Raw genomic sequence first — 23,775 nt, 5'->3', positions numbered from 1 at the left:
ATTATCGAGAAAAACGGAATAATCGGAGGTGTTCAAGGGAGATGGAAAAACAAAGAAATTGGAACAAAGAATTGCCGGAAGAACATGATGCATGCGGCATTGTCGCCGCTGTGGAAACGAGTGGTCAGCCGACACACGAAAATGTGTCGCGGATCATCGATGCACTGGACCAAATGAATCATCGGGCCGGCTTTGTGGATGGTGAAGGGGACGGGACCGGTATCTTGGTCGACATTCCTCGCAAGATCTGGATGAAACGGTTGATGAAGAACGGTTTGCCGGGCGCGTTTGTGGAAGATGAGCATTTTGGTGTGGCGCATCTGTTTGTGCCGAAGACGGACAGCGCGACGGTGGCCGACTGGAAAAAGACGGTGCGCGATTTGTTTGCAACAAAAGGGCTGACGATCCTGCTCGATCAAGCGGGCGAGGTCGACCCGAGCGTGCTCGGTCCGCAAGGGACCAAGGAAGAGCCGCTGTTTTGGCAGATCGCGTTCGGCGTGCAGGAAGAGGGCGCTGAGGCGGTTGAGCTGAAGGACTACGATGCGCGTCTGTACCATCTGACCTGCGAGATCGAGGCAGAAACGCCGATTCACGTCGTTTCGCTCAGCCGCTACAGCGTGGTGTACAAGGTGCGCGGATCGGCGGAGTGCCTGCGCGGGTACTACCCCGAATTGCAAAATCCGGAATTGCGCTCGTCGGTGACGGTCGGTCACAACCGCTATTCGACGAACACGACCACTGTGTTTGAGCGAGTCCAGCCGTTCTCGCTGCTCGGACACAACGGCGAGTTAAACACGATCAAGCGGCTGCGCGAAGAGGCAGAGATGCTCGGCATTCCGACGGTGGTCGGCGGGTCCGACTCGCAGGACTTGAACCGGGCGGTGGAAGGCCTGATCAACGAGTACGGTCTGTCGTTCTTTGAAGCGATGGAGATGGTGTTCCCGCCGATTGTCAACGAGATCAAGCACTTCCAGAAGGATCTGCAAGATCTGTACATGTACTTCCGTTCGGCGTGGGGGCCGTTTGCACAAGGTCCGGCTGGCATCGTGTCCCGTTATGGGAACGAGTGCGTGTTCAGCGTCGACGCGCTCGGCCTGCGTCCTCTGTGGCGGGTGCAGACGGAGACGTCGATCTGGTTTTCGTCGGAACAAGGCGTGGTGCCGCTGCGTGAGATGATTTGCGAACCTCGTCCGATGGCTCCGGGTGAAAAGATCGGTCTGCTCTTGTCGCCGGAAGGAGTCAAGGAGCTGAACTACCCGGAGTTGCAACGAGAGGTGTTGCAACGGGCGAGCACCCGTTTCAAATTTGCCAACTATCGCCGTTCGATTGCCTTCGGGGCACCGCGCGCGGAGTTTGCAGACGGTGAGTTGCTCGTCGAGACGGCGAAGCAGGAATCGGCGGAAGATCGCGAACGACTGCTGGCAGCGCTGGGCTGGGAGTCGGAGGATCTGACGCTGGTCGATCATCAGGCGAACACGGGCCTTGAGCCGATCCGGTCTCTTGGCTTTGACGGACCGTTGGCTGTGCTCAGCCAAGAGCGTCGCAATCTGGCCGATTATTTCAAAGAGAGCGTTGCGGTCGTCACCAATCCGGCCATCGACCGGGAGCGCGAGATCGAACACTTCTCCACTCGCGTCGTGATCGGACCGCGTCCGTCGCTGCTCGGTCATCAGGGGCTGGTGCACCGCCGCGTCGAACTGCAAACGCCGTTGCTGCTGGGCGGACATCGCCGCACGGCGCCGCTGTCTCGCGATCTGTACCGCCCGCTCGCGCATCAGCTCGGCACGTATCTGTTCGAAGACCTGCTCCGCGAGTTTGAAGATGTGAAGTACGGCGTATCGGTGCTGCACATCAACTCCCTCGAAGGCGAGTCGATGCAGCAGGCGCTGGCACGTCTCTCGCAAGAAGCGGTGGAAGCGGTGGTCAGCGGCGCGCACGTGCTGGTGCTCGACGACCGGTTTACGTTCCGCGATGACTTTGGCTATCTCGACCCGCATCTCGCCACCTCGGCGATCCATTTCGCCCTGAAGGAATACCCGGTGGCGAAAAAAGCTGAAAACCTGCGCCGTCGCGTCTCGCTGGTGCTGCGCAGCGGGGGCCTGCGCAATCTCCACGACATCGTCGTCGCCATCGGACTCGGCGCCGATGCGGTCAACCCGTATCTGATGTGGGAGCTGGCCTCGCACACGGAGCCGCTGGCGATGATCAAAAACCTCTACTCGGCTCTGCAAAAAGGTCTGGAAAAAGTCATCTCCACCATCGGGATCTTCGAACTGCGCGGCTATGACCGGCTGTTCTCGTCGATCGGCCTGCACCCGGAGGTGGCCGCACACTTTGGCATCGTGAATTTCTACGGGTCGCAAAAGGGCGGCGTGTCGTTTGCCGATCTGGAGCAAGATGCGGCCGGGAGAATGAAACTGTTCACCGAAGGCGAAAAGGCTCGCGTGGCTCGCGGCTATCAAGTGTTCCCGCGCCTGTGGAAACTGGTCACCGATGTGGGCGAAGGGGTTAAACCGTACTCGGCCTACACGGAAAAGGTGCAGGAGCTCGAGAAGAAAAACCCGATCTCCGTCCGTCATCTGCTTGCTCCGAAAGTGGTCGACGAGGCGAAGCGTCCGCCGATGGAACAGGTCGACATCTCCGTCGGCATGCATTCGCTGCCGTTCTTGATCTCCTCGATGTCGTTCGGCTCGCAAAATGAGACGGCGTTCCGCGCCTATGCGGAGGCGGCGTACCGGATGAACATGATCTCGTTCAACGGCGAAGGCGGCGAGATCAAAGACATGATCGGCAAATACCCGAACCATCGCGGCATGCAGATCGCTTCCGGTCGATTTGGCGTCAACAACGAACTGCTCAACTCCTCTAATCTGGTCGAGATCAAGATCGGCCAAGGTGCCAAGCCGGGCGAGGGCGGTCATCTGCCGGGCAGCAAAGTCAGCGTCAAAGTCGCGGCCGCAAGAAATGCGTCTGTCGGCGTCGACCTGATCTCGCCGTCGAACAACCATGACATCTATTCCATCGAGGATCTGGCACAGATGATCGATGAGATGAAGACGGCCAACCCGAATGCCCGCGTCTCCGTCAAAGTGCCGATCGTGCCGGGCATCGGCACGATCGCCGTCGGTGTCGCCAAGGCGGGCGCTGACATCATCACCGTCAGCGGCTACGACGGCGGCACCGGAGCGGCACGCGCTCATGCGCTGCGCAACGTCGGCCTGCCGACCGAGATCGGTGTCAAGGAAGCGCACGAAGCTCTGGTGGAGTCGGGCCTGCGCCACCTTGTCGAGCTGTGGGCGGACGGCGGTCTGAAAAACGGCATCGACGTGCTGAAGATGATCTTGCTCGGTGCAAACCGCGTCGGGTTTGGCACGCTGGCGATGATGGCGGTCGGTTGCACGGCGTGCCGAGGCTGTCACAAGGATACCTGTCACGTTGGCATCGCGACGCAGATCGAATCGATGGAAGAGGCGGAAGAGAAGGGGCTGAAGATGTTTGTGCCCCGCGAGTTGGATCGTTCGATTTCCCGTCTGATGAATTTCTTTGCCGGCATGGGAGAAGAGCTGCGCGAGTGGACGGCGAAACTGGGCGTCACCCGCACTCAAGATCTCGTCGGCCGCGCCGATCTGCTGGAGCAGATCGATCTGCACGCCCGCATCGACCTGACCGCGCTGACCACGCCGTGCGTTGTCGAGACGCAACACGGTGTGCCGGCGGTGCGCATGTCCAGCGTCGGCGTAAACTCGCTGACGGAGCGCATCTCGTCGGAGGCGGTCGTCGAGATGGCGTCCGGCAACTCCCACGTCACGCACCAAGTCCAGCGCACGATGAGTCGCGACCGCGTGCTCGGCAGCCACTTTGCCGGCACAGTGACCCGATCCCGCCTCAAAGGCGAGCACGGCAACTTCCAAAAGGCGTCGCTGCGCCTCGATGACGGTTCGATCGCCGGTAATGGGTTTGCCGCGTACAATGTCACCGGCGTTCATCTGCGGGTGCAAGGCGGCGCGCAGGACGGTCTCGGCAAAACGTCCTACGGCGGCAAAGTGATCTTGCTCAAAGGCGTGAATAAGCACGGCGTGCGCGTAAACGGTTCGGCGGGCAAGAGTCTTGGCTACGGGGCACAGCGCGGATTGTTTATCATTCAAGGCATGGCCGACTCCCGGGCGGGCATCCGCCTCTCCGGGGCTGACATGATCTTTGGTCAGCGGCTGACTGAACCGTTGCAAGACCACCTCGGGATGATCGGGGCTCGCTCGCAGATCAAAGGATTCGCGTTTGAGTACATGACGAACGGCCGGGTGCTGGTGCTCGGCGATCCGGGGCCGTGGATCTGCTCGGGGATGACCGGCGGCACGGTGTTCCTCCGTCTGCAACCGGAACTGGGTCTCGATGAGAAAGCGTTGCGTCGCCGCATCGCAAAAGGCGCGAAAGTGTCGTTGATGCGCCTGGACCGTCAAGGCGTTCGCGACGTCGAAGAACTGCTGACCACTTACCGGGCTGAACTGCAAAAGAGCGGTCAAGAGGAGGAGGCGTCGGTGATCGAACAACTGCTGCATGCCCCGCAGCATCACTTCCTGATGATCAAGCCGGGCGAGCAACAGACCGACCAGGACATTGCGACTGAATAATATAGAAGAGACACGCTGAAACAGGCGTGCAGAGAGGGCTCCCTGCCAAGTTGCGGGGGCCCTTTTTTGCGGGCGCATGACGGGGCGGGACAGACAGGTGCCGTTTCCACGGGAGGTGCCGTTCATACGATAAAAGAAGAGAGAACAAAAGAGGTGTCCGTGATGGAAGTACCTGACTGGATACGGCAGCATAAAGAACCACTCACCTGCTGTATCGGCGCACTCTGGTCGTTTGGTCTGTCGGTTCTGTTTTTGATGCAGTTTTAACGCGGCGGCGAAGTCAAATCACGCTGGATGTTACGAGATCCAGCGTGCAGACTTCGTCGTTTTTTGTTTTTTGTCAGACTCTTTCTTTTGGAAGAGTATCAGATATTCGTGGGGATGAAGGGTGAGCGGAAGGGGGGAGAGCGGTGTGCGGTGATCGTACATCACCTTGACGGAGAAGCCGCGGGAGAGGAAGCGATGGACGAACTGGAAGCCGAGCGGCATCATGCGGCCTCGGTCCTTGATGTCGCCGATCTGCAGGGCGCAGAGACCGCCTGGTTTGAGCACCTGCCAGAGGCTGTCGGCCACCTCTTCGATGGCGAGCAGAAACTCGCGGGAGGCGAGCCGGGACAGATCATCGCTCAGGTGGCGGGAGAAAGGGTGCGTGTTGCCATAGGGGGGCTGCGTGATGACGAGGTCGACCGACTCCGGTTCGAGCAAGGAAGGCAGCGAACGGGCGTCTGCCGTGTAAAGAGACGGACCGACTCCGGACAGCAGTCTGGAGCGCACCTCCTCCACATAGCGTTCGTTGCAGTCGACGCCGACCGCCTGCCGCCCCATCATCAGGGCTTCATAGACGGTGGTGCCGCCGCCGAGAAAGCAGTCGAGCACTGTGTCTCCCGGACGCGAGTGCGTGTGGATCAGGTGGCGAACCAGCGCGGGCGAGAAAGAAAGGCCGAACGCGCCAGGCACCTCATCGGGGAAATGGGGAGAACCGTATGCGGGGGACAGCAGATCGAGCTGTCTGCCTCCAAAAGGGTCCTGATGGGTAGATCGGGACGAAAGTACGGGAATGGCCATGAGTGTTCGCTCCTTTCAATCTCGTGACGCGTGGTTATATTTTGATTGTACTAGGAAATCATGGATTTGACAAGAACGTATGTTCTGTTTGTTTTTTTGCCTCCGGTTCTCTAAGATTTGAATTGGATAAGCTCACCAAGAAAGGGGAATTGTTATGAAGGTGATTTTTATTGAGATCGGTATGGGTGTGGATTTGCATGGACAAGATGCGACGGTCGCCGCAACGCGGGCATGCCGTGATGCGATTCAGACCAACTCGATGCCGGGTCTGCGCGCGATCCTGCCGGGGCAGGACATCCAAAACATGCGAGTCCGCGTCAAACTCGGCGTGCCTGTGCCGGCCGATCGCGTGGACATTGAAAAAGTAAAAGCAACATTTCCTTACGGCCAGGTCTCCGTCGAGATCGTTCCGGGCGGTTTGATCTGCTCCAGCGGCGTCGTGCTGCCCGATAAAGGAGATGCCAATGATGAAGTGATCGTGGTCAATGCGGCTGTCGAAGTGGGATACGAAGAATAAGCAAGACTAAAAAGGTGGATAAGCCCATATAGTACAAACATGGTAGATCACTCTGTTTACAGGGTGATCTTCCTTTTTTCGGTGAAAGGAGACAGATGATGAGTACGCGTCAACAATGGACCTCTGCATGGCTTTGCTTGTGCTTGACCCTGCTCGTGCTGTTCGCCGGAGGGGAAACGAACTATTTGCGACCGACACCTGTTTTTGCCGCATCCGCTCTGGCCGATCATCTCTCACCCGCTTCTCCTGCGAGAGACGTGTTCCCGAGCGGCTCGATCATGCTCGATAACTACCGCCCGGACAGAGGGGCGACGATGGAAGAGCTGCGCCTTGAGGCGGAGCAGATCGCTGAGATGAAAAAGGAAGCGCGGGAGCTGGCGGCCGCCCAGAAGTCGCCGCAACAGTACCTGCTCGCTTCCCGTTCGATACATCTGGCCGAATACGCCAAATTTGAAAAGGCCCGCCGCGGTCATCTCATCGCGCAAAAGGCGCAGCATTTTCTTGGCAAGCCTTACGTGTGGGGCGGCACGAATCCAAACGGATTTGACTGCTCCGGATTTACCCAGTACGTCTATTCGCAGTTTGGCGTGCAGGTGCCGCGCAACTCTTACGATCAATATCAGGTCGGCAAGACGGTGAACAAAACGGAATTGCAGCCGGGCGACCTCGTGTTTTTCTCTACCTATGCGCCGGGTCCGTCGCACCTTGGCATCTACATCGGGGAAGGAAAATTTGTTCACGCGCTCAATCAGGACACGGGCGTGATCACGTCCGCGCTGGACGCCGACTATTATCGCGACCGCTTTCTCGGAGGCAAGCGGGTGCTGTGATGCTTTGATTTGACAACGCACGTAAAACATGCCACGATGATCTCAGATTCCGAACCGTTGAGTGGAGTGAGGAAGATGAAAGTCGTCAACAACATCACTGAATTGATCGGGAACACTCCGGTCGTCAAATTGTCCCGTGTCGTGACTGAGGGCATGGCGGACGTCTATCTCAAACTGGAGATGTTCAATCCGAGCCGCAGCGTCAAAGACCGCGCGGCCTACAACATGATTCGGCAGGCCGAAGAGGACGGGCTGTTGCGCAAAGGGAGCACGATCATCGAACCGACCAGCGGCAACACCGGCATTGGACTGGCGATGAACGGGGCGGCGAAAGGCTACCGCGTCATCCTGATCATGCCGGACACCGCGACGGAGGAGCGCGTGCGCATCCTCAAGGCGTACGGCGCGGAGGTGATCCTCACGCCGGGAGCCGAGCGCATGAACGGGGCGGTTCGCAAAGCGCAGGAGTTGGCGGCGGAGATCCCGCTCTCTTTTGTGCCGATGCAATTCGACAATCAGCACAACCCGAACGCCCATCGCGGCACCACTGCACAAGAGATCTATGAACAGATGGAAGGGCGTCTCGACGCTTTTGTCGCGACGGCCGGCACCGGCGGCACGATCACAGGCACGGGTGAAGAGCTGAAGAAGCTGATCCCCGATCTGAAGATCTACGTCTGCGAGCCGGAGTCGTCCGCCGTGCTGTCCGGGCAGCCGGCCGGTTCGCACAAGATCGTCGGGACGAGCCCCGGCTTTGTGCCGAACGTGCTGAACCGGCAGATCTATGATCAGATCCAACTGGTGGTGTGCATGGACGCGATCTCGATGACCCGCCGCCTCGCCCGCGAGGAAGGCATCCTCGTCGGTACGTCGAGCGGCGCGGCTGCGCTGACGGCGCTTCAGGTCGCCCGCGAGCTCGGCCCCGGCAAGCGCGTTCTGGCCATCGCGCCTGACACGGGCGAGCGCTATTTGACGTCCGAACTATTTCAAAGCTGAGAATGAGGTGGTAGCATGCCGCACGAAATCGATGGCATCCAGCAGATCGACCAAGAAGAACTGCAACAACTGCTCAAAGAAAAAGAGGGCAAGATCAAATTTATCGACGTTCGCGAGCCGGAAGAATACAACGCCGGTCATATCCCGAACGTGCCGCTGATCCCGATGAACTCGATTCCGCAGCGTCTGGACGAGCTCGACAAGGACGAGGAGTATGTCTTCATCTGCCGCAGCGGCAACAGAAGCCACATGGTCTCTCGCTTCCTCAAGCAACAGGGCTTCGAAAAAGTGACCAATTTTAACGGCGGCATGCTCTCTTGGCGCGGCGACGTGAAGCAAGGCATGGAGGAGTAAATGCGGCTTCGTGATCAGATCGTGTTGATCACCGGTGCGTCGAGCGGTATCGGCCGTGAGACGGCGCTGCATCTCGCGCGCGAAGGGGCAATCCCGGTACTGGCCGCTCGCTCGGTGGATAAACTGCAAGAGGTGGCTGCCGAGATTCGCGAGCAGACCGGCATCGAGGCGCACGTCCTGCGTATGGACGTGCAGTCCGAGCAGGAAGTCCTTCGTGCGGTCGCCGAGGTCATCGAGCGGTACGGACGGGTGGATATCCTGATCAACTGCTCCGGATACGGCGTGTTCGACCCGGTCGCCACGATGGCGATGCGGGACTATGAAGGCATGATCGATGTCAACTACCTCGGCGTGGTCCGCGTGACAAAAGCGGTGCTGCCGGGGATGTTGCAGCGCGATCAGGGCCACATCATCCAGATCTCGTCCTTGGCAGGATTTGTGGCCGGTCCAAGGCACAGCGGCTATGCCGCGTCCAAATTTGCCGTGATGGGCTTTTCCGAGGCGTTGAGCTATGAGTTGGACGGCACGGGGGTGCAAGTGACCACGATCAATCCGGGTCCCGTCGAGACCCCTTTCTTTGATCATGCCGACCGCAGTGCGATCCCGGACTTTGTCCCGTCGCTTACGTCCGATCAGGTGGCGGCGACGATCTTGCGGGCGACTCGCGAGAAAAAGTCTTTATACATCATTCCGCGCCCGCTGTCGCTCGGCGTCAAACTGCGCTATCTGTTCCCGGCTCTGTACAAACGATTGACGCTCGCCGGGATTCGCTTCACAGAAAAGAAAAACGCTCCCTCGAAGTAGTTGAGGGAGCGTTTTTTTAGTGTTGCCGGTTTTGCTCGAGGTATTTTTCCAAAAAGAAATACTGGCGCGGCGAGCCGTCGTAGAGGCGTTGCAGCATATCGGGCATCTCGTCCACGAGCAGGAAAAACAGCTCGTCCATCTGTGAGGTCAGGTCGATCAGCCGCACGGTGTGCTCGCGAAATGACACGCCTTCCGTAAGTTCTTCCCACGGAAATTTCTGCACGGCCGCCTTCAAAAAGTTGTGGCGGGAGTCGTGGGCGTACAGGGTGTGATTGCCTTTTTCATCGACGAACAGCACGCCTTCCGGTCGAAAGTAGTAGTCGCCCGGATCTTCGACGTTTACAACATAAACTTTGGCTAGCTTGATGACAGGTTTTCGCATTCGACTATGGCTCCTATTTCCAAGTGATAGATTGACTTCCAGACAGCAGGTGGGTTAAAATGAATAAAAGGTAAGTTGTGGCAACGTTCCATCTCTTATCTACCTTTAATGTACCGTTAGGAGGATTCCCATGCAAGGTAAAGTGAAATGGTTCAACGCAGAAAAAGGTTACGGTTTCATCGAGCGTGAAGACGGTGGCGACGTATTCGTACACTTCTCCGCAATCCAGACCGATGGCTTCAAAACCCTCGAAGAAGGTCAAACCGTTGAGTTTGACATCGTCGACGGCGCACGTGGTCCGCAAGCGGCTAACGTCATCAAGCTGTAATCGGTAAGCGATATTTTCATAAATCTCGCTGATATAGCCCTGGGAGATCTCTCTCCCGGGGCTTTTTCCTATCTTCGCATACACGAGGGGGGAAAGGCAAAATCTAACGGCGAGGGGGGAGCGAACGCATGAATCGACTGGGACTGTTGTTGTGGAAGTGTTGCGATCCGGTCTATCGCGCGGTCCGGCGCTTTGATTATGAGGACATGGGCGGCACGAATGTATTTCGGATCAGGGTGCGGCGGTTTAAGGGTCCCGACTTTCGATTGCCGAACGGCGAGGAGTTGCGGCGCGGCGAGTGGGTCGGGATCTTGCATCTGTACAACGTCAGGTTGCAACAGTTGATGAACGGCATCTCGTCGGAAAATCGACGCTCGCTGTTGATGATCCGCGAGGCGAAGCGGTCGCTGCCGGAGTTGGCCGAGTTTGTCCGCGAGCATCCGCGCGGGCAACGGGTCAAGGCGTTGATCGGCGTGACGCTGCTCAACCGCGGCGTGGAACCGCTCGGCTTTCACGTCGGGTCGGTGCCTGATACGTGGTGGTATCGGTTTCGCAATTGGTACATGCTGCGGATTCTCTCCTTTTGTCATCCGGACGGGAGCAAGAGGCTGATGAGGCGTCGTGAGGCGCTGGTGCTCAAGCGGGTGATTTTGCTGAAAGACGAACTTTTTCGCCGCTACGGTCAAGTCGAGCCGAGGCTTGTCATAGATATGGAACAGGAAGGGACATCCTGATCCATTGATGAGGTGAGGCTGTTGAAGACGTGGGTGATCGCCGGGATCGTCGCGGCGTTTGCATACGGGCTGTACTCGCTGCCGCTCAAGTATCTCAGTTCCGACAAGTACATGAAGGCGCCGCTGGAAGTGATCGCACTGGGACTCGCGCTCGGGGTGGTCGTGACAGGCGGTGTGTTTGCTTGGATCAAAGGCGGACATGCGGTGCTCGCCGAGCCGAAGCTTTGGCCGGGCCTGTTGATCGGCGCGGCTGCAGGGGCGATCTGGTTGATCGGGACGCTGACGGTGACGGCGGCGTTTCGCGATCCGGCGACAAATGTGGCGCAGTTGATCCCGTTGGTCAATGCCAACACGGTCGTCGCGGTGCTCGGCGGACTGGTTGTCTTTCGCGAGCTGGCGAACGGGGCGGACCTGACGAGGATCGCCGTCGGCAGCGCGATTATCATGATCGGCAGCTATATTTTGAGCGCCTGATTTCAAAAAAAGATGAAACCCTTTTCGGAAATGAGCGTCTAAGTTCATAGGGAAAGGGTTTTTCTTTTGTGTCTGTGCGTCAGAAAACGTTCTCTCTTTACGAAATGGAGTAGGAGAGTGCCTGAGTTCGGTTGTCAGCCTGTGCAAAGGGAGATAGAATGTCCAGAAGAGGTGATAGACTTTGGGGAAAAAAATCATTCGCAGTCTTTTGATTGCGGTCTTGATCACCGGGATCTCCGTGATTTTGATCGGGTGTACGATGGTCCTGCCGACGCTCGATGCGTCGAAGCTGAACATTGAGTATAATACCACTGAAATTTTTGACCGCAATGGCGGCAAGATTATGGAGTATCAGGCGGTGCCGGGTGAGCCTGCCAAACTGAATGAGATACCCAAATACGTGCAAGACGCGATGGTGGCGGTGGAGGACAGCCGTTTCTACAGCCATAACGGGATCGATTTCAAAGCGATCGGCCGCGCGGTCTATCGCGATATCATCACCCGCTCGGCGGCGGAGGGCGGCTCGACGCTCACGCAGCAGCTCGCGAAAAACGTCTATCTGACACACGATAAGACGCTGAAGCGGAAGGTGTCGGAGATCGCGCTGGCCGCACAGATCGAACGCAACTTCTCGAAGGAAGAAATTCTCGAACTGTATTTCAACCACATCTACTTTGGCAACGGCGCGACCGGCATCAAGGCGGCGGCCGAGACCTATTTTGACAAAGGCGACCACATGCAGGATCTGACGCTCGCGGAGAGCGCCCTGCTGGCGGGTCTGCCGAACGCGCCGTCCGCCTACAACCCGTGGGTGGAGCAAAACCGGGAACTGGCGATGCAGCGCCGCAACATCGTGCTGCGCGCGATGGAGTCGCAAGGCTACATCACGGCGGAACAGTCGCAGGCGGCACAAAATGAGCCGATCAAACTGCAAAGCGGCGATGACATCAAAGGTCTGGATCAAGGCGGCAAGTATCCGTACTACCTCGATTACATCCTGGAAGAAGCGGAGAAAAACATGGACGTTCCGCCGGAGACGATCCTGCGCGGCGGGGTGAAGGTCTACACCCACCTCGACCCGGCCTATCAAGAGGCGCTGGAAGCGGTATACAACGATCCGCGCAACTTCCCGCCGAACGCCAAGGACGGCACGATCCCGCAGGCGGCATCGGTCGTGCTGGAGGCGGAGACGGGCGGCATCGTCGCGCTGATCGGCGGCCGTGACAACGGCCAAGAGCACATGCAGCAAGGCTTCAACCGGGCGAGCATGGCAAAGGTGCGCCCGGGCTCGACATTCAAACCGGTCGTGGTCTACGCACCGGCGATCGACACCGGAGCATATACGTCGACGACGATGCTCCCGAACCAGCTCAAACAGTTCCCGGGCGGCTACCAACCGCGCAACTGGAACGGAAAATACTCCGACAAGGTCTCGATGCCGCAAGCGATCTACCAGTCGCTGAACGTGCCGGCAGCCGAAGTGCTGTTTGACATCGGCATCGGCACAGGCTACCAGTACGCGACGAAAAACTTCGGCATTCCGCTGCCGTCGGAGGATAAAGGCAAGCTCGGCATTGCCCTTGGCGACGTGGAGATCTCGCCGCTGGAACTGGCGGGCGCGTATACGGCGTTTGCCAACAACGGCGTTCGCACCGTGCCGCACGCGATCAAGGAGATTCAAAACTCCAAAGGTCAAGTGATCGGCTCGCAAGGCGTCGAGACGACGCAAGCGATCAAGCCGGAGACGGCGAAAGTGATGACCAAACTGCTCAAGACCTCGGTCGAGCATCCGGACGGAACCGCAGGTCCGGCGCGTATCGGCGGCCGCGATGTGGCGGGCAAGACGGGCACCACCGAGATCGAAGGCATCAAGAACGGCAACCGAGACGCGTGGTTTGCCGGGTACACGGGCGAGAAGATGGTGATGGTGACATGGATGGGCTTTGACCAGTCGGACACGTCGCACTATCTGACCAAAGGCTCCGAAGTCCCGGCCGCCATGTTCTCCAAGGTGATGGCAAAAGGCCTCGCCAACACGAAGGCAGTCAGATTTGACACCAACGTCAGCGAAAAGCCGACCAAGGAAAAGGAAGAGGACGAAGAGGCGGAGAAGGCGATCATCAAAGACCTCGCCGCGACGCTCGAAGGCAACAAGGCGAAGGTCACGTGGAGCCCGGTCGACATCGAGGGCGTCAAGTACTTCCTCTACCGCGCAGAGCTGTCGGCAGACGGCTCGGCCAGCGGTTCCGTGGCGATCGGCGACTTCTCAAAGCCTGGCTACACCGATTCGAAGCTCGAAGCGGGCAAAACGTATCTCTACTGGGTCGTCGTCTGGAAAGACAAGGAACTGGCCAAATCGAACATTCCGCGACTGACCGTGCCGGGCGGCAACACCAAGCCGACCGACCCGAACAAACCGGGAACGACCGATCCGGCCAAACCGGGTAACGGCACGGGCACGACGCCGACCGATCCGAACAAACCGGGAGACGGCACAGGCACGACACCGCCGACCACCGACCCGAACAAACCGGGAGACGGCACGAAGCCGACCATACCGCCGATCCCGGACCCGACCACTCCGACTCAACCGGGCACCGGAACGGGCGATGGCGGAGGCGGTAGCACCACGCCGCCGAATCAAAACGGCAACTAAGGCGGTCGAGCGCCTGCTCGCAGATGAAAAGGACCTCTGCCCGTGCGGGTGGAGGTCCTTTTTTGCAGGAGGAACGCGGGGATGTTTTCCAATGGGGATTGCAGGTTTGAAATCAATCCAAATTGTGCTATAGTATTGGTAGTTTTTCTGTCAAAACCGAGTACTTGCAGAGCCTCAACGCGCATGTGTACAGGCTTTCTTACATACTAGGAGGTCATAGCTATGAACGTCGATCACAATAAAATAGAAGAGGCTGTACGGATGATCTTGGAAGCGGTTGGGGAAGACCCGGATCGCGAAGGGTTGCTCGACACGCCGAAGCGCGTGGCAAAGATGTATGCAGAGGTGTTCAGCGGCCTCGGGAAAAACCCGGAGGAAGAGCTGAGCGCGATCTTCAATGAGATGCATGAAGAGGTCGTCATCGTCAAAGACATTCCGTTCTTCTCGATGTGCGAACATCATCTCGTCCCGTTCTACGGCAAGGCGCACGTCGCCTATATCCCGACCAACGGCCGTGTGACCGGCCTGTCGAAACTGGCGCGCATCGTCGAAACGGTCGCTCGCCAGCCGCAACTGCAAGAGCGCATCACGTCGACCGTCGCCGACACGCTGGTCAACAAGCTCGAACCGAAAGGCGTCGCCGTTATCGTCGAAGCCGAGCATATGTGCATGACGATGCGCGGTGTGAAGAAACCGGGCGCGAGCACGATCACCACGTCGGTGCGCGGCCTGTATCAAGAAGACACGGCAGCGCGCGCGGAAGTGTTCGCGCTGATGCGGGGCTAATTTCATCAAAAACAGGGTGCCGTCACGGCGCCCTTTTTTGCTAGGAGGAGTCTAATATGTCCACAACAGAAAAATTGCTCAACCTGCTCGGCATCGAGGTGCCGATCGTCGAGGGGGGCATGGCGTACATCGGCGACGGCAGACTCGCCGCGGCGGTCTCCCAAGCGGGCGCGTTTGGCCAGGTCGGCTCGGCGGGGCGGTCGCTGGCCGACTTTGAAAAGCAGATCCAGATCGCCATCGAATCGACGAACAGACCGTTTGGCGTCAACCTGCCCATCGGCGAGCACAGCGACCCGAGAGAGCGGGTGGAGTTGATCTTGAAATACAAAGACCATCTGCGCGCCGTCTCGATCTCGGCAGGTAATCCGCGTCCGTTTATCCCGGTGTTCCAAGAGGCGGGTCTCCCGGTGATGGTCGTCGTGTCGACGGCGATGCATGCGGCGAAGGCGGAGCAGTCGGGTGCGGACATCCTGATCGCTGAGGGTACGGAAGCGGGCGGACACAACGGCCCGGCTGAACTGACGACGTTTGCCCTGATCCCGCAGGTGACCCGCGCGGTCCGCGTGCCGGTGCTGGCGGCGGGCGGCGTGGCCGACGGCCGGGGATTGGCGGCTGCCCTCGCGCTGGGTGCTGCCGGGGTGCAACTGGGCACGAGGCTGGTCGCAACGGTGGAGTCTCCGGCGCACGACGCTTACAAACAGGCGATCCTGCAGGCAAAAGGCGAAGACACGGCGATGATCGAGCGCAGCATCGGCCGCGTCACACGCGTGCTGAAAAGCCCGTATGTGAGCGAAGTGCTGGAGTTTGAGCGGACGCAGCCGTCGGTCGACGAACTGTACCCGTACATCAAGGGCGAGAAAAACCGCGTCGGTGCGGTGGAAGGCGATCTGGCACACGGCTTTGCCTACAGCGGGCAGGGGTGCGGTCTGATCGAGTCGATCCCGCCTGTGGACGACGTGATCCGCCTCATGGTCGAAGAAGCGCGTGCCGTGATGCGCAACCTTCCGGCGTTTTGATCGTATAGATAGAGGCATGGGCAGAAAAAAACACCCCGCTGCGGCTCAGGTGAGCTTCAGCGGGGTAAAATCGAGATAGTCGCAGGCGACCAGGTGATAGGAGATGCCGTCGTGTACGCCTTCCAGTGCGCCGCGATGGCCTTCCTTGCCGTGCAGGTGACCGTAGATCACCTTCTCGACCGGATACTGGCGCAGCACGTCGAGAAAGCCGGAGCTCTGGTGTTTCTCGTTGGTCGGCGGGTAGTGGAGCATCACCCAGATGCGGGTCGCGCCCTGCTTGACCGCGTGATCGAGCGACAGTTTCAAACGTCCGACCTCGCGTTCGTAGATCGTCCGGTCGTGCTCGTCAAAATGGAAAGAGCCGGGAGAGTCCCAGCCGCGTGCAGCGGCGATCACCAGATCGTCGGTGACTTTCAGCGAGTCGTTTTGCAGGACGGAGATCGAAGGATCGAGCGCCTTGCGCACTTTGCTGACGGTCGACCACCAGTAGTCGTGGTTGCCGCGGATCATCACTTTTTTGCCCGGCAGTTCGGCGATGTAGTCGAGGTCAGGCCGAGCCTCCTCCAGATTCATCGCCCACGAGATGTCGCCCGGGATCAAGACGAGGTCTTCCTCGGTGATCGATTCGAGCCACGCCCGGCGAATTTTTTCCGGGTGGTCGGTCCAGTTGTCGCCGAAGATGTCCATCGGCTTTGGATTGGCGAAAGAGAGATGCAGATCGCCGATGGCGAAGATGTTCATCTATCGTCACACATCCTTTCACAGGGCAGGAAGGAGCAGTCCCTTGTTTGCAAATCAATCATCCGAACAACAGCGGGTAACCGCCTTGATGTACCAAATGGCCCAATCATTGATCGCACATGATGATTTTACTATTCTGCCACAGGACCCCCGTGCGGGGCAAGACGAAGGGGAGGACGGCGTCTCGCAGGCTGTGCTGTACCGCCGTCAGTTCAATACGATGCAGGTGGTCCGCCTGATCCGCGCCGACCGGCATGATCTCGGCTACATCGAGCGTTTGATGCAAGAGGAAGTGCGGCGTCTGGACGCAGCGCGGCGGGAAAATGCGGTGGGCAGAATGTATGTCTTGACCTTTTTCATCTTCCCCCATTGGCGATCCGACGAAAACATCCGCGCCGTCTCGCAGGCGGGCGTGTATGCCGGATTGACCCGCAACCGGGGCGCGCTGGCCGTTGCGGTCGACGCCGCTCGCGGCGTGCTCGGACCGGTACCCGGAGAAGACGCGGGCAAAGAGATCTCCTTCGACCGATTGGCGGAGATCGTCGCCAGATTTCCGAACGAAGAATTTCCCGCTGAAGTGTTGGAGCGCACGCCGCAACAGTGGGAGGCGCAACTCGGCGAGCTGTCGCACCGGCGTCAGGAACGCGTCGAGCAAGTGATGCGCCCGGAAGGCAAGACCCGGATCGTCACGGCCGTGCTCGCGCTGACGGTGATGATCTGGCTGCTGGCGACCGCGTATCCCAATCTCGTGCTCGGCTACGGCTTGATGATTCCGGGCCGCATTCAGATGGGCGAGTTTTGGCGGTTGATCACGCCGATGTTTTTGCATTATGAGTTTGCGCATCTCGCGTTTAATATGTTGAGCTTGTATGTCTTTGGCCGTTTCGTCGAGCGGATCTACGGCTCGGGGCGGTTTGCCGTCATCTATCTCTTGGCCGGGATCGCCGGGTGTCTGCTGTCGTTCGCGCTGAATGACCAGCCGTCGCTGGGCGCATCCGGCGCGGTCTTCGGCCTGTTCGGGGCGTTGCTCGCCTTCGGACAGTACGACCGCCGCGCCTTTGCGATGACTATCGGAGCGTCGGTCTATGGATTGTTGATCATGAACCTGATCTTCGGCTTCCTGATGCCGAACGTAGACAATTGGGGCCATATCGGCGGGCTGATCGGCGGCTATCTGACGGCGATGATGCTCGGATTGCAAGGCCGGGCGGCCAAGCGGCGCGCGATGTATGCGCTGGGATATGCGGCGTTTGCCGTGCTGACGTTTGGCGTCGGCATGAGATAGGGTTGTGAATCAAAAGCCTCTTCGGAGGCTTTTTTTATTTAAAGATTTCCGTGTGACACGTGTATGCCTCTTAAGTATATTTGCGTATTGATTAAATAATTCTATTCTATTATCATGGTTTTGGGGATAATATTCATCTTTGATCACAAACAACATGTGCAGTTGAGGGGAGTACAGGGTGAGATGAGATTATCAAAATTGCTGGTCACGACCGGTGGGATCGTTGTGTTTGTTGCCGCGCTGATGGCAGGCGGTTTGTTCGTTTTAAGCGATGCTTCGGACAAGCAGGTGGAGGCGCTGAGTCGCCAGGCTGAGTTTAAACAACTGGGCTTGGATTTGGAGAACGCGGCCAACACGTTGACATGGGAAGCGCGCGAATATGCGCAATTTGGTGAGAAAGTTCACGCTGACAACTACTGGCGGGAAGTCAAGGAGACGAAGACCCGTGACCGAGTTGTCACTCGGCTGAAAGAACTGGGAGCCCCGCAGGAGGAGCTCGACCTGATCGAGTTTGCCAAGCAAAATTCGGAGACGCTGGAATCGTTGCAGCAGATGGCGATGAAAGCGGCCGACCGCAAAGATTTTGACGCGGCGCGCTCTTTGATCTTTGACGCGGAGTACGAAGCGCATCAACAGCGGATCGCCCGTCCGATCGCCGAGTTTCAGCAAAAGATGAAAGAGCGCACGGAGTTGGAAGTGACGAATGCTGAAAAGGCGAAGAATACCGTCACCGTCGTGCTTCGCGTGCTCGGATTCCTGATGCTGGCGTCTGTGATCGTGGCGTTCCGGCTGCTGTACCTCCGCATTAACAAACCGCTGGCTTCTTTGACCAAGACGGCAAACCGCGTGGCGGACGGCGACCTGACTGTCGAGCGCATCGAGGTACGCACCCAAGACGAGGTCGCGGATCTGAGCGAAGCGGTCAACACGATGGTCGACAACCTGCGTGGTCTGATCGCCAACGTCAACGAGACGGCGGAGCAGGTGGCGGCGATGTCTGAAGAGCTGCTGGCCGGCGCGGAACAGACGGCGATGGCCAACGAGCAGATCGCGTCGACCGTGCAAGAGATGGCGGGCGGTGCGGAGATGCAGGTGCACAGTGCCGAGGAGAGCCTGCTGGCGATGAACGAGATGAACGGCGGCATCCAGCGGGTCGCCGAGACGTCGGCCAACGTGGCGGCTGCGTCGCGGATCACCGCGCAGGATGCCGAATATGGCAATCTCACCGTGCAAAAGGCGGTCGGGCAGATGGACGAGATCGCCCGCACGTCGCAGGAGATGTCGTCGGTGATCGAGATGCTCGACAATCGCTCGAAGGAGATCGGCCAGATCGTCGAAGTGATCACCGGCATCGCGGCGCAGACCAACCTGCTCGCCCTGAACGCTGCCATCGAGGCGGCAAGAGCAGGAGAAGCGGGACGCGGATTTGCCGTTGTCGCCGATGAGGTGCGCAAGCTGGCCGAGCAGTCGGAAACGTCGGCCGGGCAGATCTCGACGCTTGTCCTGGAGATCCAGCGCGAGACGTCTGCCGCTGTCGAAGCGATGGCGAGCGGCGCGACCGAGGTGCAGGCGGGCATTCAGCTGGTTGACGAAGCGGGCGAGGCATTCCGTCGCATCGTCGACGCGGCGCAAGAGGTCGCGGCGCAGGTCGAGGAGATCTCGTCTGCGTCCGAAGAGATGTCGGCCGGCTCCGAACAGGTGACGGCAGGCGTCGGGCAGCTGACTGAGATCGCGCGCGACTCGGCCGACAACGCGCACAACGTCGCCGCTTCCACCGAGGAGCAACTGGCGCTGATGCAGGAGATCTCCTTCTCGATGACCGCTTTGTCTTCGATGGCGCAGGAGTTGCAGGAGAGCGTCGGACGATTCCGAGTCTGAGTCTTTTCAAAAAGTTTGCGAACCCCTTGTTTTGACCTTGTCAAAGCAGGGGGTTTTTCGTTAGGGTTAGGAGTAGTGTTTCACAAGGAAGAGACTGCGAGGTGAACAGATGGAGGACCACGAGTTGCAGACGCTCGTCGAGCGTGTGTCGGAGGAGTCGTTCGGGTGGCCGTTTCGGCACAAGGCGACGTTTAACGGCCGCCTGCGCACGACCGGCGGCCGCTACCTGTTGCGCACTCATGACATCGAGATCAATCCGCATCATTATCGCCTGCACGGGCTCGACGCGATGGTCGGCACGATCAAGCACGAACTGTGCCATTATCACCTGCATCTGCAAAGGCGCGGCTACCGGCATCAGGACCGCGATTTTAAAGAGATGCTGGCGAAGGTCGGCGGTTCTCGCTACTGTGCGGACACGGGACTGCGCCGAGAAGTGAAGACGCAGTATCTCTACGCCTGCGCCGCTTGCGGACAGACCTACCCTCGCAAACGCAAGATCGACACGAAAAAATACGGCTGCGGCCGCTGCCGGGGCAAGTTGATTTTACAAACTTCTTCTTCCTAGTACCGACAGGAATTCACCACCTGTCGTCGAAATGTATGGGAGTGGCGGCAGTTTTTTGAAATAAAGGGGATGACAGCAACATGTTGCAACAGAGTGCATGGACGTTTCGATACAGCCTTGAGGGCTTCTTGAAGCGGTTGCTGCAAGGGAGCGAGACCGGCCGGACGGAGTCTGAGCTGGTGCAAGAAGTCCTGAGCGGCTATGCTGCGGGAGATGAAAAGTCCCTCGAATCAATCCCCGCCCGCGTGCGTGCAGCCTTGAATGCGGCGCACGGCGCGTTTGTGAAGACGGAGGAGGAGCGGCACGTTCTGCGGGCATCGATCGCGGACGAGCTGAACGACCTGAGCTACCGTTTTTTGCAAGAGAAGGGGAGCCCGCAAAAGCACGGCGCCATCCTGCGCCACTTACAGGATGCGACCCGTCGCGGACGCGGCGAATTGATGTCGCGCGTCGATTTGGACCGCGACCCCCGCTTTGCACGCCTTGAGAATGGCGAGTGGCTGTTGACCGAATGGGAACTGGTCAACGACGCGGTCGCCGCGCTGATGACCGAGTTTGGCCAGCGCCGCGCCGATCGTACCGATCTGCTCGGACTGCTCGCCGAGGAAGAGACGTTGCAGGGCAAGACCTTGATCTTCTATCCGGAGCTCGACCCGCGCTTTGCGGCGTCGGGGGAAACGGTCGACTGCCTGCTGGTGGAACCGGAGGCGGCTGCGGCGGTGGGGATGCCGGTGGAACCTATTATTGAACCAGAGACGATAGAAACACACACATTGGACAAGCCGACGGAGCGCAAGGAGGATTCTCAGATGAGCGAGACGATGATGATGGATATGGTGATCACGGAAGAAAAAATGGAGAACGTCTCCACCGATCAATTGGTCACCACTGTATTGGCGCAACTGGCGTCTGCGAGCACGACCCTGACGGAGCGCAATCAGGAGATCCCGAACGAGGTGCTCAACCTGTTCAACCTCGAAGACCTGCAAGGGATCGAAAAGCTGATGAACCAACGCAAGCGTCTGGCTGAGCTGGCAGAAGACCTGCAGGCGGTCATCGCCAAGTGGTCGGCTGCGGACCGCGCCGAGTAACAGGAGGCTGAGCGCAGGCGATGCAGATGCCGGGCAAAGGACTGGAGCGCCGTTTTCAGCGGTTGCGCGCCGTTGTCTCGACGTGGCAGTTTCGGTATAATCAATTGCCTGACCAAGTCGTTTCGCGGTTTGACGAATCCGATCTGGACTCGATCGCCAAACTGTTGGTCGAGAAACGCGAGCTGGAGCGGCTGATTCGTGATTTGAATGAGTTTATCCGCCGCTGGGAAGACGTCCCTTCCGGACTGGATTCCCGGGCGGCGATCCGCTCCGGTGTCGGCGGCGATGAGGATTGAGAGCCATGAGCAACAACTCCCTGGAGACCGTTTTTTTTGAACGATTGAACACATTTGGCATTCGATTGAATGAAGAACAGCGAGAGGCGGTCCGTCATGTGACGGGGCCTCTCGTCGTGTTTGCGGGGCCGGGCAGCGGCAAGACGACCGTCTTGACCTGCCGGGCCTCCTATATGATGCAGGTGGCCGGGATACCGGCGCACAGCATGCTCGTCGTGACGTTTACACGTGCGGCGGCGGAAGAGATGAAGACGCGGCTGGCGGCGATGCCAGGGCTTGGACCGCAGATGGTGCGGTCGGCGGAGATCGGGACGTTTCACTCGATCTTCATGCGCATCCTGCTTCAGCAGTCGGGCGGCCGCGTGCCGCAACTGCTGGAAGAGCAGGAGCAGCGGCAGATCATCCGCACTCTTTTGCGCGGTCAAGGCAAGGACGGCGACGACGAAGAGGTGGCGGAAGCGCTGCAAAAGATCGGGCTGTGCAAAAACAATTTGATCATGCCTGAGCGGATCAAAGCGACGAAGCCGGAGAACCAGCAGTTCAAAGAGCTGTTCGCCGGGTACGAAGCGCAGAAAAAGCGGCAGGAGCGCTGGGACTATGACGATATCCTCGTGCATTGCCATGCGTTGTTGAAGAGCAACCCGACCGTGCTGGAGCACTATCGCCGTCGTTTCCAGTACATTTTGGTCGATGAGTTTCAAGACACCAACCTCGCCCAGTACGAAGTGATCCGGCTGCTCGGCGCGCACGGCAACGTGTGCATCGTCGGCGATGATGACCAGTCGATCTACCGGTTTCGGGGCTCGCAGGTCGAGTATCTGCTCGGCTTTGACACGCTGTTCCCGGGCAGCGGCAAGGTGATCCTCGCGACCAACTACCGCTCGACCGATCCGGTGATCGAGACGGCGTCGCGGCTGATCCTGCACAACAAAAAGCGGCAGAGCAAAAAGATTCGCGGCACGGGCCGCGCCGGGGTGCAGCCGACGGTGATCCGTCCGGAAGGCGAGCGGTCGGAGGCGGAGCAGATCTTGACGGAGATGGAGAAAAAGGTCGCGGACGGCACGGTGCTCGAAGACATCGCGGTGCTGTACCGGACCAACATTCAGGTCCGGGCGATCATCGACGGACTCGTCAAACGCAATCTGCCGTTTACGCTGCATGATGCCGAGGGCGATTTTTACCGCCGTTGGCAGGTGCGCGATGTGCTGACCTATATGCGTCTCGCGCTCGACCCGGACGATCTGGACGGGCTGGTGCAGATCATCAACCGGCCGAAGCGGTACATGTCGGCCGACCGCTGGGTCGAGGAAGCGCACACGATCCGGCGGGAGAAAAACGTGACGTATCTGGAGGCACTGCCGCACCTGTCCGGTCTGGAGCCGTACCAGACGGCAAAGCTGGAGCAGTTGATGCAGGACATCCGGTCGCTGCGCCTGCAAACGCCCGGACAGGCTCTGCGCACGATCCGGCAGGTGATCGGGTATGATAAATATTTGGAAGAATACTCGATCAAGACGGGCAACGATCTCAAACAGGTCAAAGATCCGCTGGAGGAGCTGGAAGAAGCGGTGATCGGGCATCGGACGATCCCCGACTTTCTCGCGCACATCGCCGAGGTCGCCGAGACGATTCGCAAGTCGCGGCACAAGGGTGAGGGCGTGCAGTTGATGACGATGCACCGGGCGAAGGGTCTGGAGTTCGGCCACGTGTATTGCATCGGCCTCGTCGCCGATATGCTCCCCCACCCGAAAGCACTGGCTGCGGAGGGGGAAAAGCGGGACGCGGCGTTGGAAGAGGAGCGTCGCCTCCTGTACGTCGGCATGACCCGGGCCAAAGAGTACTTGACCTTGTCCGCGCCGATGAACTACCACGGTCATCGGGCGGAGGTCTCGCCGTTCCTGTACGAGACCGGGCTGGTACCCCGTCCCGTCCGCGTCACCGTCTCCACCGACAGCAGCGGCACCGGCAAAGCGAAAAGCAAAACGGCCGCAGCCGCCGCTGTGCCTGCGAATGAGCGGATGAAGGCGGCACTGGATCGCTACGGGTCGCTGGAGATCTCCAAAGGGGACACGCTGCATCACAAGGACATGGGACCGGGCATCGTCGAGGAGATCATCCCGCTGTCGGGAAACGGCGGACGGCGGGTGCTGATCAAGTTCGCGGGCGTGGAGAAGATCAGCGACCTGCATCTGGAATTGTGTCTGTATCTGGGGTTGCTGGAAGCTTCAAAACCTGTTGAACTGACGCAATAAAGATCATTTCACGGAGCGACCGACAGCAGACCGCTCGTTCTTGACAAATCTCCAAAGACCAGCGACACACTTTTGTGTTCGTTGGTCTTTTTAT

At 59.0% G+C, this 23,775-nt stretch carries 21 protein-coding genes; 18 read left to right on the top strand and 3 right to left on the bottom strand.

Going from position 1 to position 23,775, the window contains the following annotated elements:
• Positions 1-41: 41 nt before the first annotated feature.
• Entirely contained in the window at positions 42-4,628 is a 4,587-nt protein-coding gene (locus OS242_RS03410; protein ID WP_267150239.1) for a glutamate synthase-related protein, read from the top strand.
• A 297-nt stretch (positions 4,629-4,925) separates the two neighbouring features.
• Here OS242_RS03410 and OS242_RS03405 read toward each other — a convergent pair whose 3' ends face one another.
• A complete protein-coding gene (locus tag OS242_RS03405) occupies positions 4,926-5,693 on the bottom strand; it encodes a TRM11 family SAM-dependent methyltransferase (RefSeq protein ID WP_267150238.1) in 768 nt (255 codons plus the stop codon).
• A gap of 154 nt (positions 5,694-5,847) precedes the next feature.
• Between OS242_RS03405 and OS242_RS03400 the strand changes: the two genes are divergently transcribed.
• From OS242_RS03400 to OS242_RS03380, 5 genes are all read left to right on the top strand, one after another.
• Positions 5,848-6,210 carry a Lin0512 family protein gene (locus OS242_RS03400; RefSeq protein WP_267150237.1) on the top strand — a complete coding sequence of 121 codons (363 nt, stop codon included), beginning with the start codon at positions 5,848-5,850 and terminating at the stop codon, positions 6,208-6,210.
• A 98-nt stretch (positions 6,211-6,308) separates the two neighbouring features.
• On the top strand, positions 6,309-7,040 hold the full coding sequence (locus tag OS242_RS03395; protein WP_267150236.1) for an NlpC/P60 family protein: 732 nt from the start codon (positions 6,309-6,311) through the stop codon (positions 7,038-7,040).
• 75 nt (positions 7,041-7,115) lie between these two features.
• Positions 7,116-8,036 carry a cysteine synthase A gene (gene cysK, locus OS242_RS03390; protein WP_267150235.1) on the top strand — a complete coding sequence of 307 codons (921 nt, stop codon included), beginning with the start codon at positions 7,116-7,118 and terminating at the stop codon, positions 8,034-8,036.
• Positions 8,037-8,051: 15 nt separating this feature from the next.
• Positions 8,052-8,390 carry a rhodanese-like domain-containing protein gene (locus OS242_RS03385; protein ID WP_267150234.1) on the top strand — a complete coding sequence of 113 codons (339 nt, stop codon included), beginning with the start codon at positions 8,052-8,054 and terminating at the stop codon, positions 8,388-8,390.
• Entirely contained in the window at positions 8,391-9,194 is an 804-nt protein-coding gene (locus OS242_RS03380) for an SDR family NAD(P)-dependent oxidoreductase (RefSeq protein WP_267150233.1), read from the top strand.
• Between the two features lie 16 nt (positions 9,195-9,210).
• Here OS242_RS03380 and OS242_RS03375 read toward each other — a convergent pair whose 3' ends face one another.
• Entirely contained in the window at positions 9,211-9,576 is a 366-nt protein-coding gene (locus OS242_RS03375) for a hypothetical protein (protein ID WP_267150232.1), read from the bottom strand.
• A 130-nt stretch (positions 9,577-9,706) separates the two neighbouring features.
• Between OS242_RS03375 and OS242_RS03370 the strand changes: the two genes are divergently transcribed.
• From OS242_RS03370 to OS242_RS03345, 6 genes are all read left to right on the top strand, one after another.
• Positions 9,707-9,904 carry a cold shock domain-containing protein gene (locus OS242_RS03370; RefSeq protein ID WP_267150231.1) on the top strand — a complete coding sequence of 66 codons (198 nt, stop codon included), beginning with the start codon at positions 9,707-9,709 and terminating at the stop codon, positions 9,902-9,904.
• A gap of 128 nt (positions 9,905-10,032) precedes the next feature.
• Positions 10,033-10,638, top strand: coding sequence for a YkoP family protein (locus OS242_RS03365; RefSeq protein WP_267150230.1), 606 nt, complete (start codon positions 10,033-10,035; stop codon positions 10,636-10,638).
• A gap of 21 nt (positions 10,639-10,659) precedes the next feature.
• On the top strand, positions 10,660-11,112 hold the full coding sequence (locus tag OS242_RS03360) for a hypothetical protein (RefSeq protein ID WP_267150229.1): 453 nt from the start codon (positions 10,660-10,662) through the stop codon (positions 11,110-11,112).
• 181 nt (positions 11,113-11,293) lie between these two features.
• Positions 11,294-13,768 (top strand): transglycosylase domain-containing protein, encoded by a 2,475-nt coding sequence (locus tag OS242_RS03355; RefSeq protein WP_267150228.1) that lies wholly within the window; start codon positions 11,294-11,296, stop codon positions 13,766-13,768.
• A gap of 222 nt (positions 13,769-13,990) precedes the next feature.
• On the top strand, positions 13,991-14,554 hold the full coding sequence (gene folE / locus OS242_RS03350) for a GTP cyclohydrolase I FolE (RefSeq protein WP_267150227.1): 564 nt from the start codon (positions 13,991-13,993) through the stop codon (positions 14,552-14,554).
• A gap of 56 nt (positions 14,555-14,610) precedes the next feature.
• Positions 14,611-15,570: an NAD(P)H-dependent flavin oxidoreductase gene (locus tag OS242_RS03345; RefSeq protein ID WP_267150226.1), complete on the top strand. Its 960-nt coding sequence runs from the start codon at positions 14,611-14,613 to the stop codon at positions 15,568-15,570.
• A gap of 45 nt (positions 15,571-15,615) precedes the next feature.
• On the opposite strand, the gene OS242_RS03340 is transcribed toward OS242_RS03345, so the two are convergent.
• Positions 15,616-16,311, bottom strand: a complete 696-nt coding sequence (locus OS242_RS03340) for a metallophosphoesterase (protein WP_267150225.1) — start codon at positions 16,309-16,311, stop codon at positions 15,616-15,618.
• A 43-nt stretch (positions 16,312-16,354) separates the two neighbouring features.
• Between OS242_RS03340 and OS242_RS03335 the strand changes: the two genes are divergently transcribed.
• The 6 genes from OS242_RS03335 (at position 16,355) to OS242_RS03310 (ending at position 23,681) form a co-directional block, all read left to right on the top strand.
• Positions 16,355-17,596 (top strand): rhomboid family intramembrane serine protease, encoded by a 1,242-nt coding sequence (locus OS242_RS03335; RefSeq protein WP_267150224.1) that lies wholly within the window; start codon positions 16,355-16,357, stop codon positions 17,594-17,596.
• A gap of 183 nt (positions 17,597-17,779) precedes the next feature.
• A complete protein-coding gene (locus OS242_RS03330) occupies positions 17,780-19,474 on the top strand; it encodes a methyl-accepting chemotaxis protein (protein ID WP_267150223.1) in 1,695 nt (564 codons plus the stop codon).
• 109 nt (positions 19,475-19,583) lie between these two features.
• The gene (locus OS242_RS03325) at positions 19,584-20,042 is read left to right on the top strand and encodes a SprT family protein (RefSeq protein WP_267150222.1); all 459 of its coding nucleotides are present in this window, start codon (positions 19,584-19,586) and stop codon (positions 20,040-20,042) included.
• Between the two features lie 80 nt (positions 20,043-20,122).
• Entirely contained in the window at positions 20,123-21,133 is a 1,011-nt protein-coding gene (locus OS242_RS03320) for a hypothetical protein (protein WP_267150221.1), read from the top strand.
• 20 nt (positions 21,134-21,153) lie between these two features.
• Positions 21,154-21,429 (top strand): hypothetical protein, encoded by a 276-nt coding sequence (locus OS242_RS03315; RefSeq protein WP_267150220.1) that lies wholly within the window; start codon positions 21,154-21,156, stop codon positions 21,427-21,429.
• Between the two features lie 5 nt (positions 21,430-21,434).
• Positions 21,435-23,681, top strand: coding sequence for an ATP-dependent helicase (locus OS242_RS03310; RefSeq protein ID WP_267150219.1), 2,247 nt, complete (start codon positions 21,435-21,437; stop codon positions 23,679-23,681).
• Positions 23,682-23,775 lie beyond the last annotated feature (94 nt).

It is taken from the genome of Tumebacillus lacus (genome assembly GCF_026410385.1).
GTDB lineage: Bacteria > Bacillota > Bacilli > Tumebacillales > Tumebacillaceae > Tumebacillus > Tumebacillus lacus.
Note: the sequence above shows the minus strand (reverse complement) of the source record. Positions and strands in the feature narration are given on the sequence as shown.

Coding starts and splice junctions, on each gene's coding strand:
- OS242_RS03410 (WP_267150239.1), top strand. CDS start 42: ATGGAAAAACAAAGAAATTGGAACAAAGAATTGCCGGAAGAACATGAT.
- OS242_RS03405 (WP_267150238.1), bottom strand. CDS start 5,693: ATGGCCATTCCCGTACTTTCGTCCCGATCTACCCATCAGGACCCTTTT.
- OS242_RS03400 (WP_267150237.1), top strand. CDS start 5,848: ATGAAGGTGATTTTTATTGAGATCGGTATGGGTGTGGATTTGCATGGA.
- OS242_RS03395 (WP_267150236.1), top strand. CDS start 6,309: ATGAGTACGCGTCAACAATGGACCTCTGCATGGCTTTGCTTGTGCTTG.
- cysK (WP_267150235.1), top strand. CDS start 7,116: ATGAAAGTCGTCAACAACATCACTGAATTGATCGGGAACACTCCGGTC.
- OS242_RS03385 (WP_267150234.1), top strand. CDS start 8,052: ATGCCGCACGAAATCGATGGCATCCAGCAGATCGACCAAGAAGAACTG.
- OS242_RS03380 (WP_267150233.1), top strand. CDS start 8,391: ATGCGGCTTCGTGATCAGATCGTGTTGATCACCGGTGCGTCGAGCGGT.
- OS242_RS03375 (WP_267150232.1), bottom strand. CDS start 9,576: ATGCGAAAACCTGTCATCAAGCTAGCCAAAGTTTATGTTGTAAACGTC.
- OS242_RS03370 (WP_267150231.1), top strand. CDS start 9,707: ATGCAAGGTAAAGTGAAATGGTTCAACGCAGAAAAAGGTTACGGTTTC.
- OS242_RS03365 (WP_267150230.1), top strand. CDS start 10,033: ATGAATCGACTGGGACTGTTGTTGTGGAAGTGTTGCGATCCGGTCTAT.
- folE (WP_267150227.1), top strand. CDS start 13,991: ATGAACGTCGATCACAATAAAATAGAAGAGGCTGTACGGATGATCTTG.
- OS242_RS03345 (WP_267150226.1), top strand. CDS start 14,611: ATGTCCACAACAGAAAAATTGCTCAACCTGCTCGGCATCGAGGTGCCG.
- OS242_RS03340 (WP_267150225.1), bottom strand. CDS start 16,311: ATGAACATCTTCGCCATCGGCGATCTGCATCTCTCTTTCGCCAATCCA.
- OS242_RS03330 (WP_267150223.1), top strand. CDS start 17,780: ATGAGATTATCAAAATTGCTGGTCACGACCGGTGGGATCGTTGTGTTT.
- OS242_RS03325 (WP_267150222.1), top strand. CDS start 19,584: ATGGAGGACCACGAGTTGCAGACGCTCGTCGAGCGTGTGTCGGAGGAG.
- OS242_RS03320 (WP_267150221.1), top strand. CDS start 20,123: ATGTTGCAACAGAGTGCATGGACGTTTCGATACAGCCTTGAGGGCTTC.
- OS242_RS03315 (WP_267150220.1), top strand. CDS start 21,154: ATGCAGATGCCGGGCAAAGGACTGGAGCGCCGTTTTCAGCGGTTGCGC.
- OS242_RS03310 (WP_267150219.1), top strand. CDS start 21,435: ATGAGCAACAACTCCCTGGAGACCGTTTTTTTTGAACGATTGAACACA.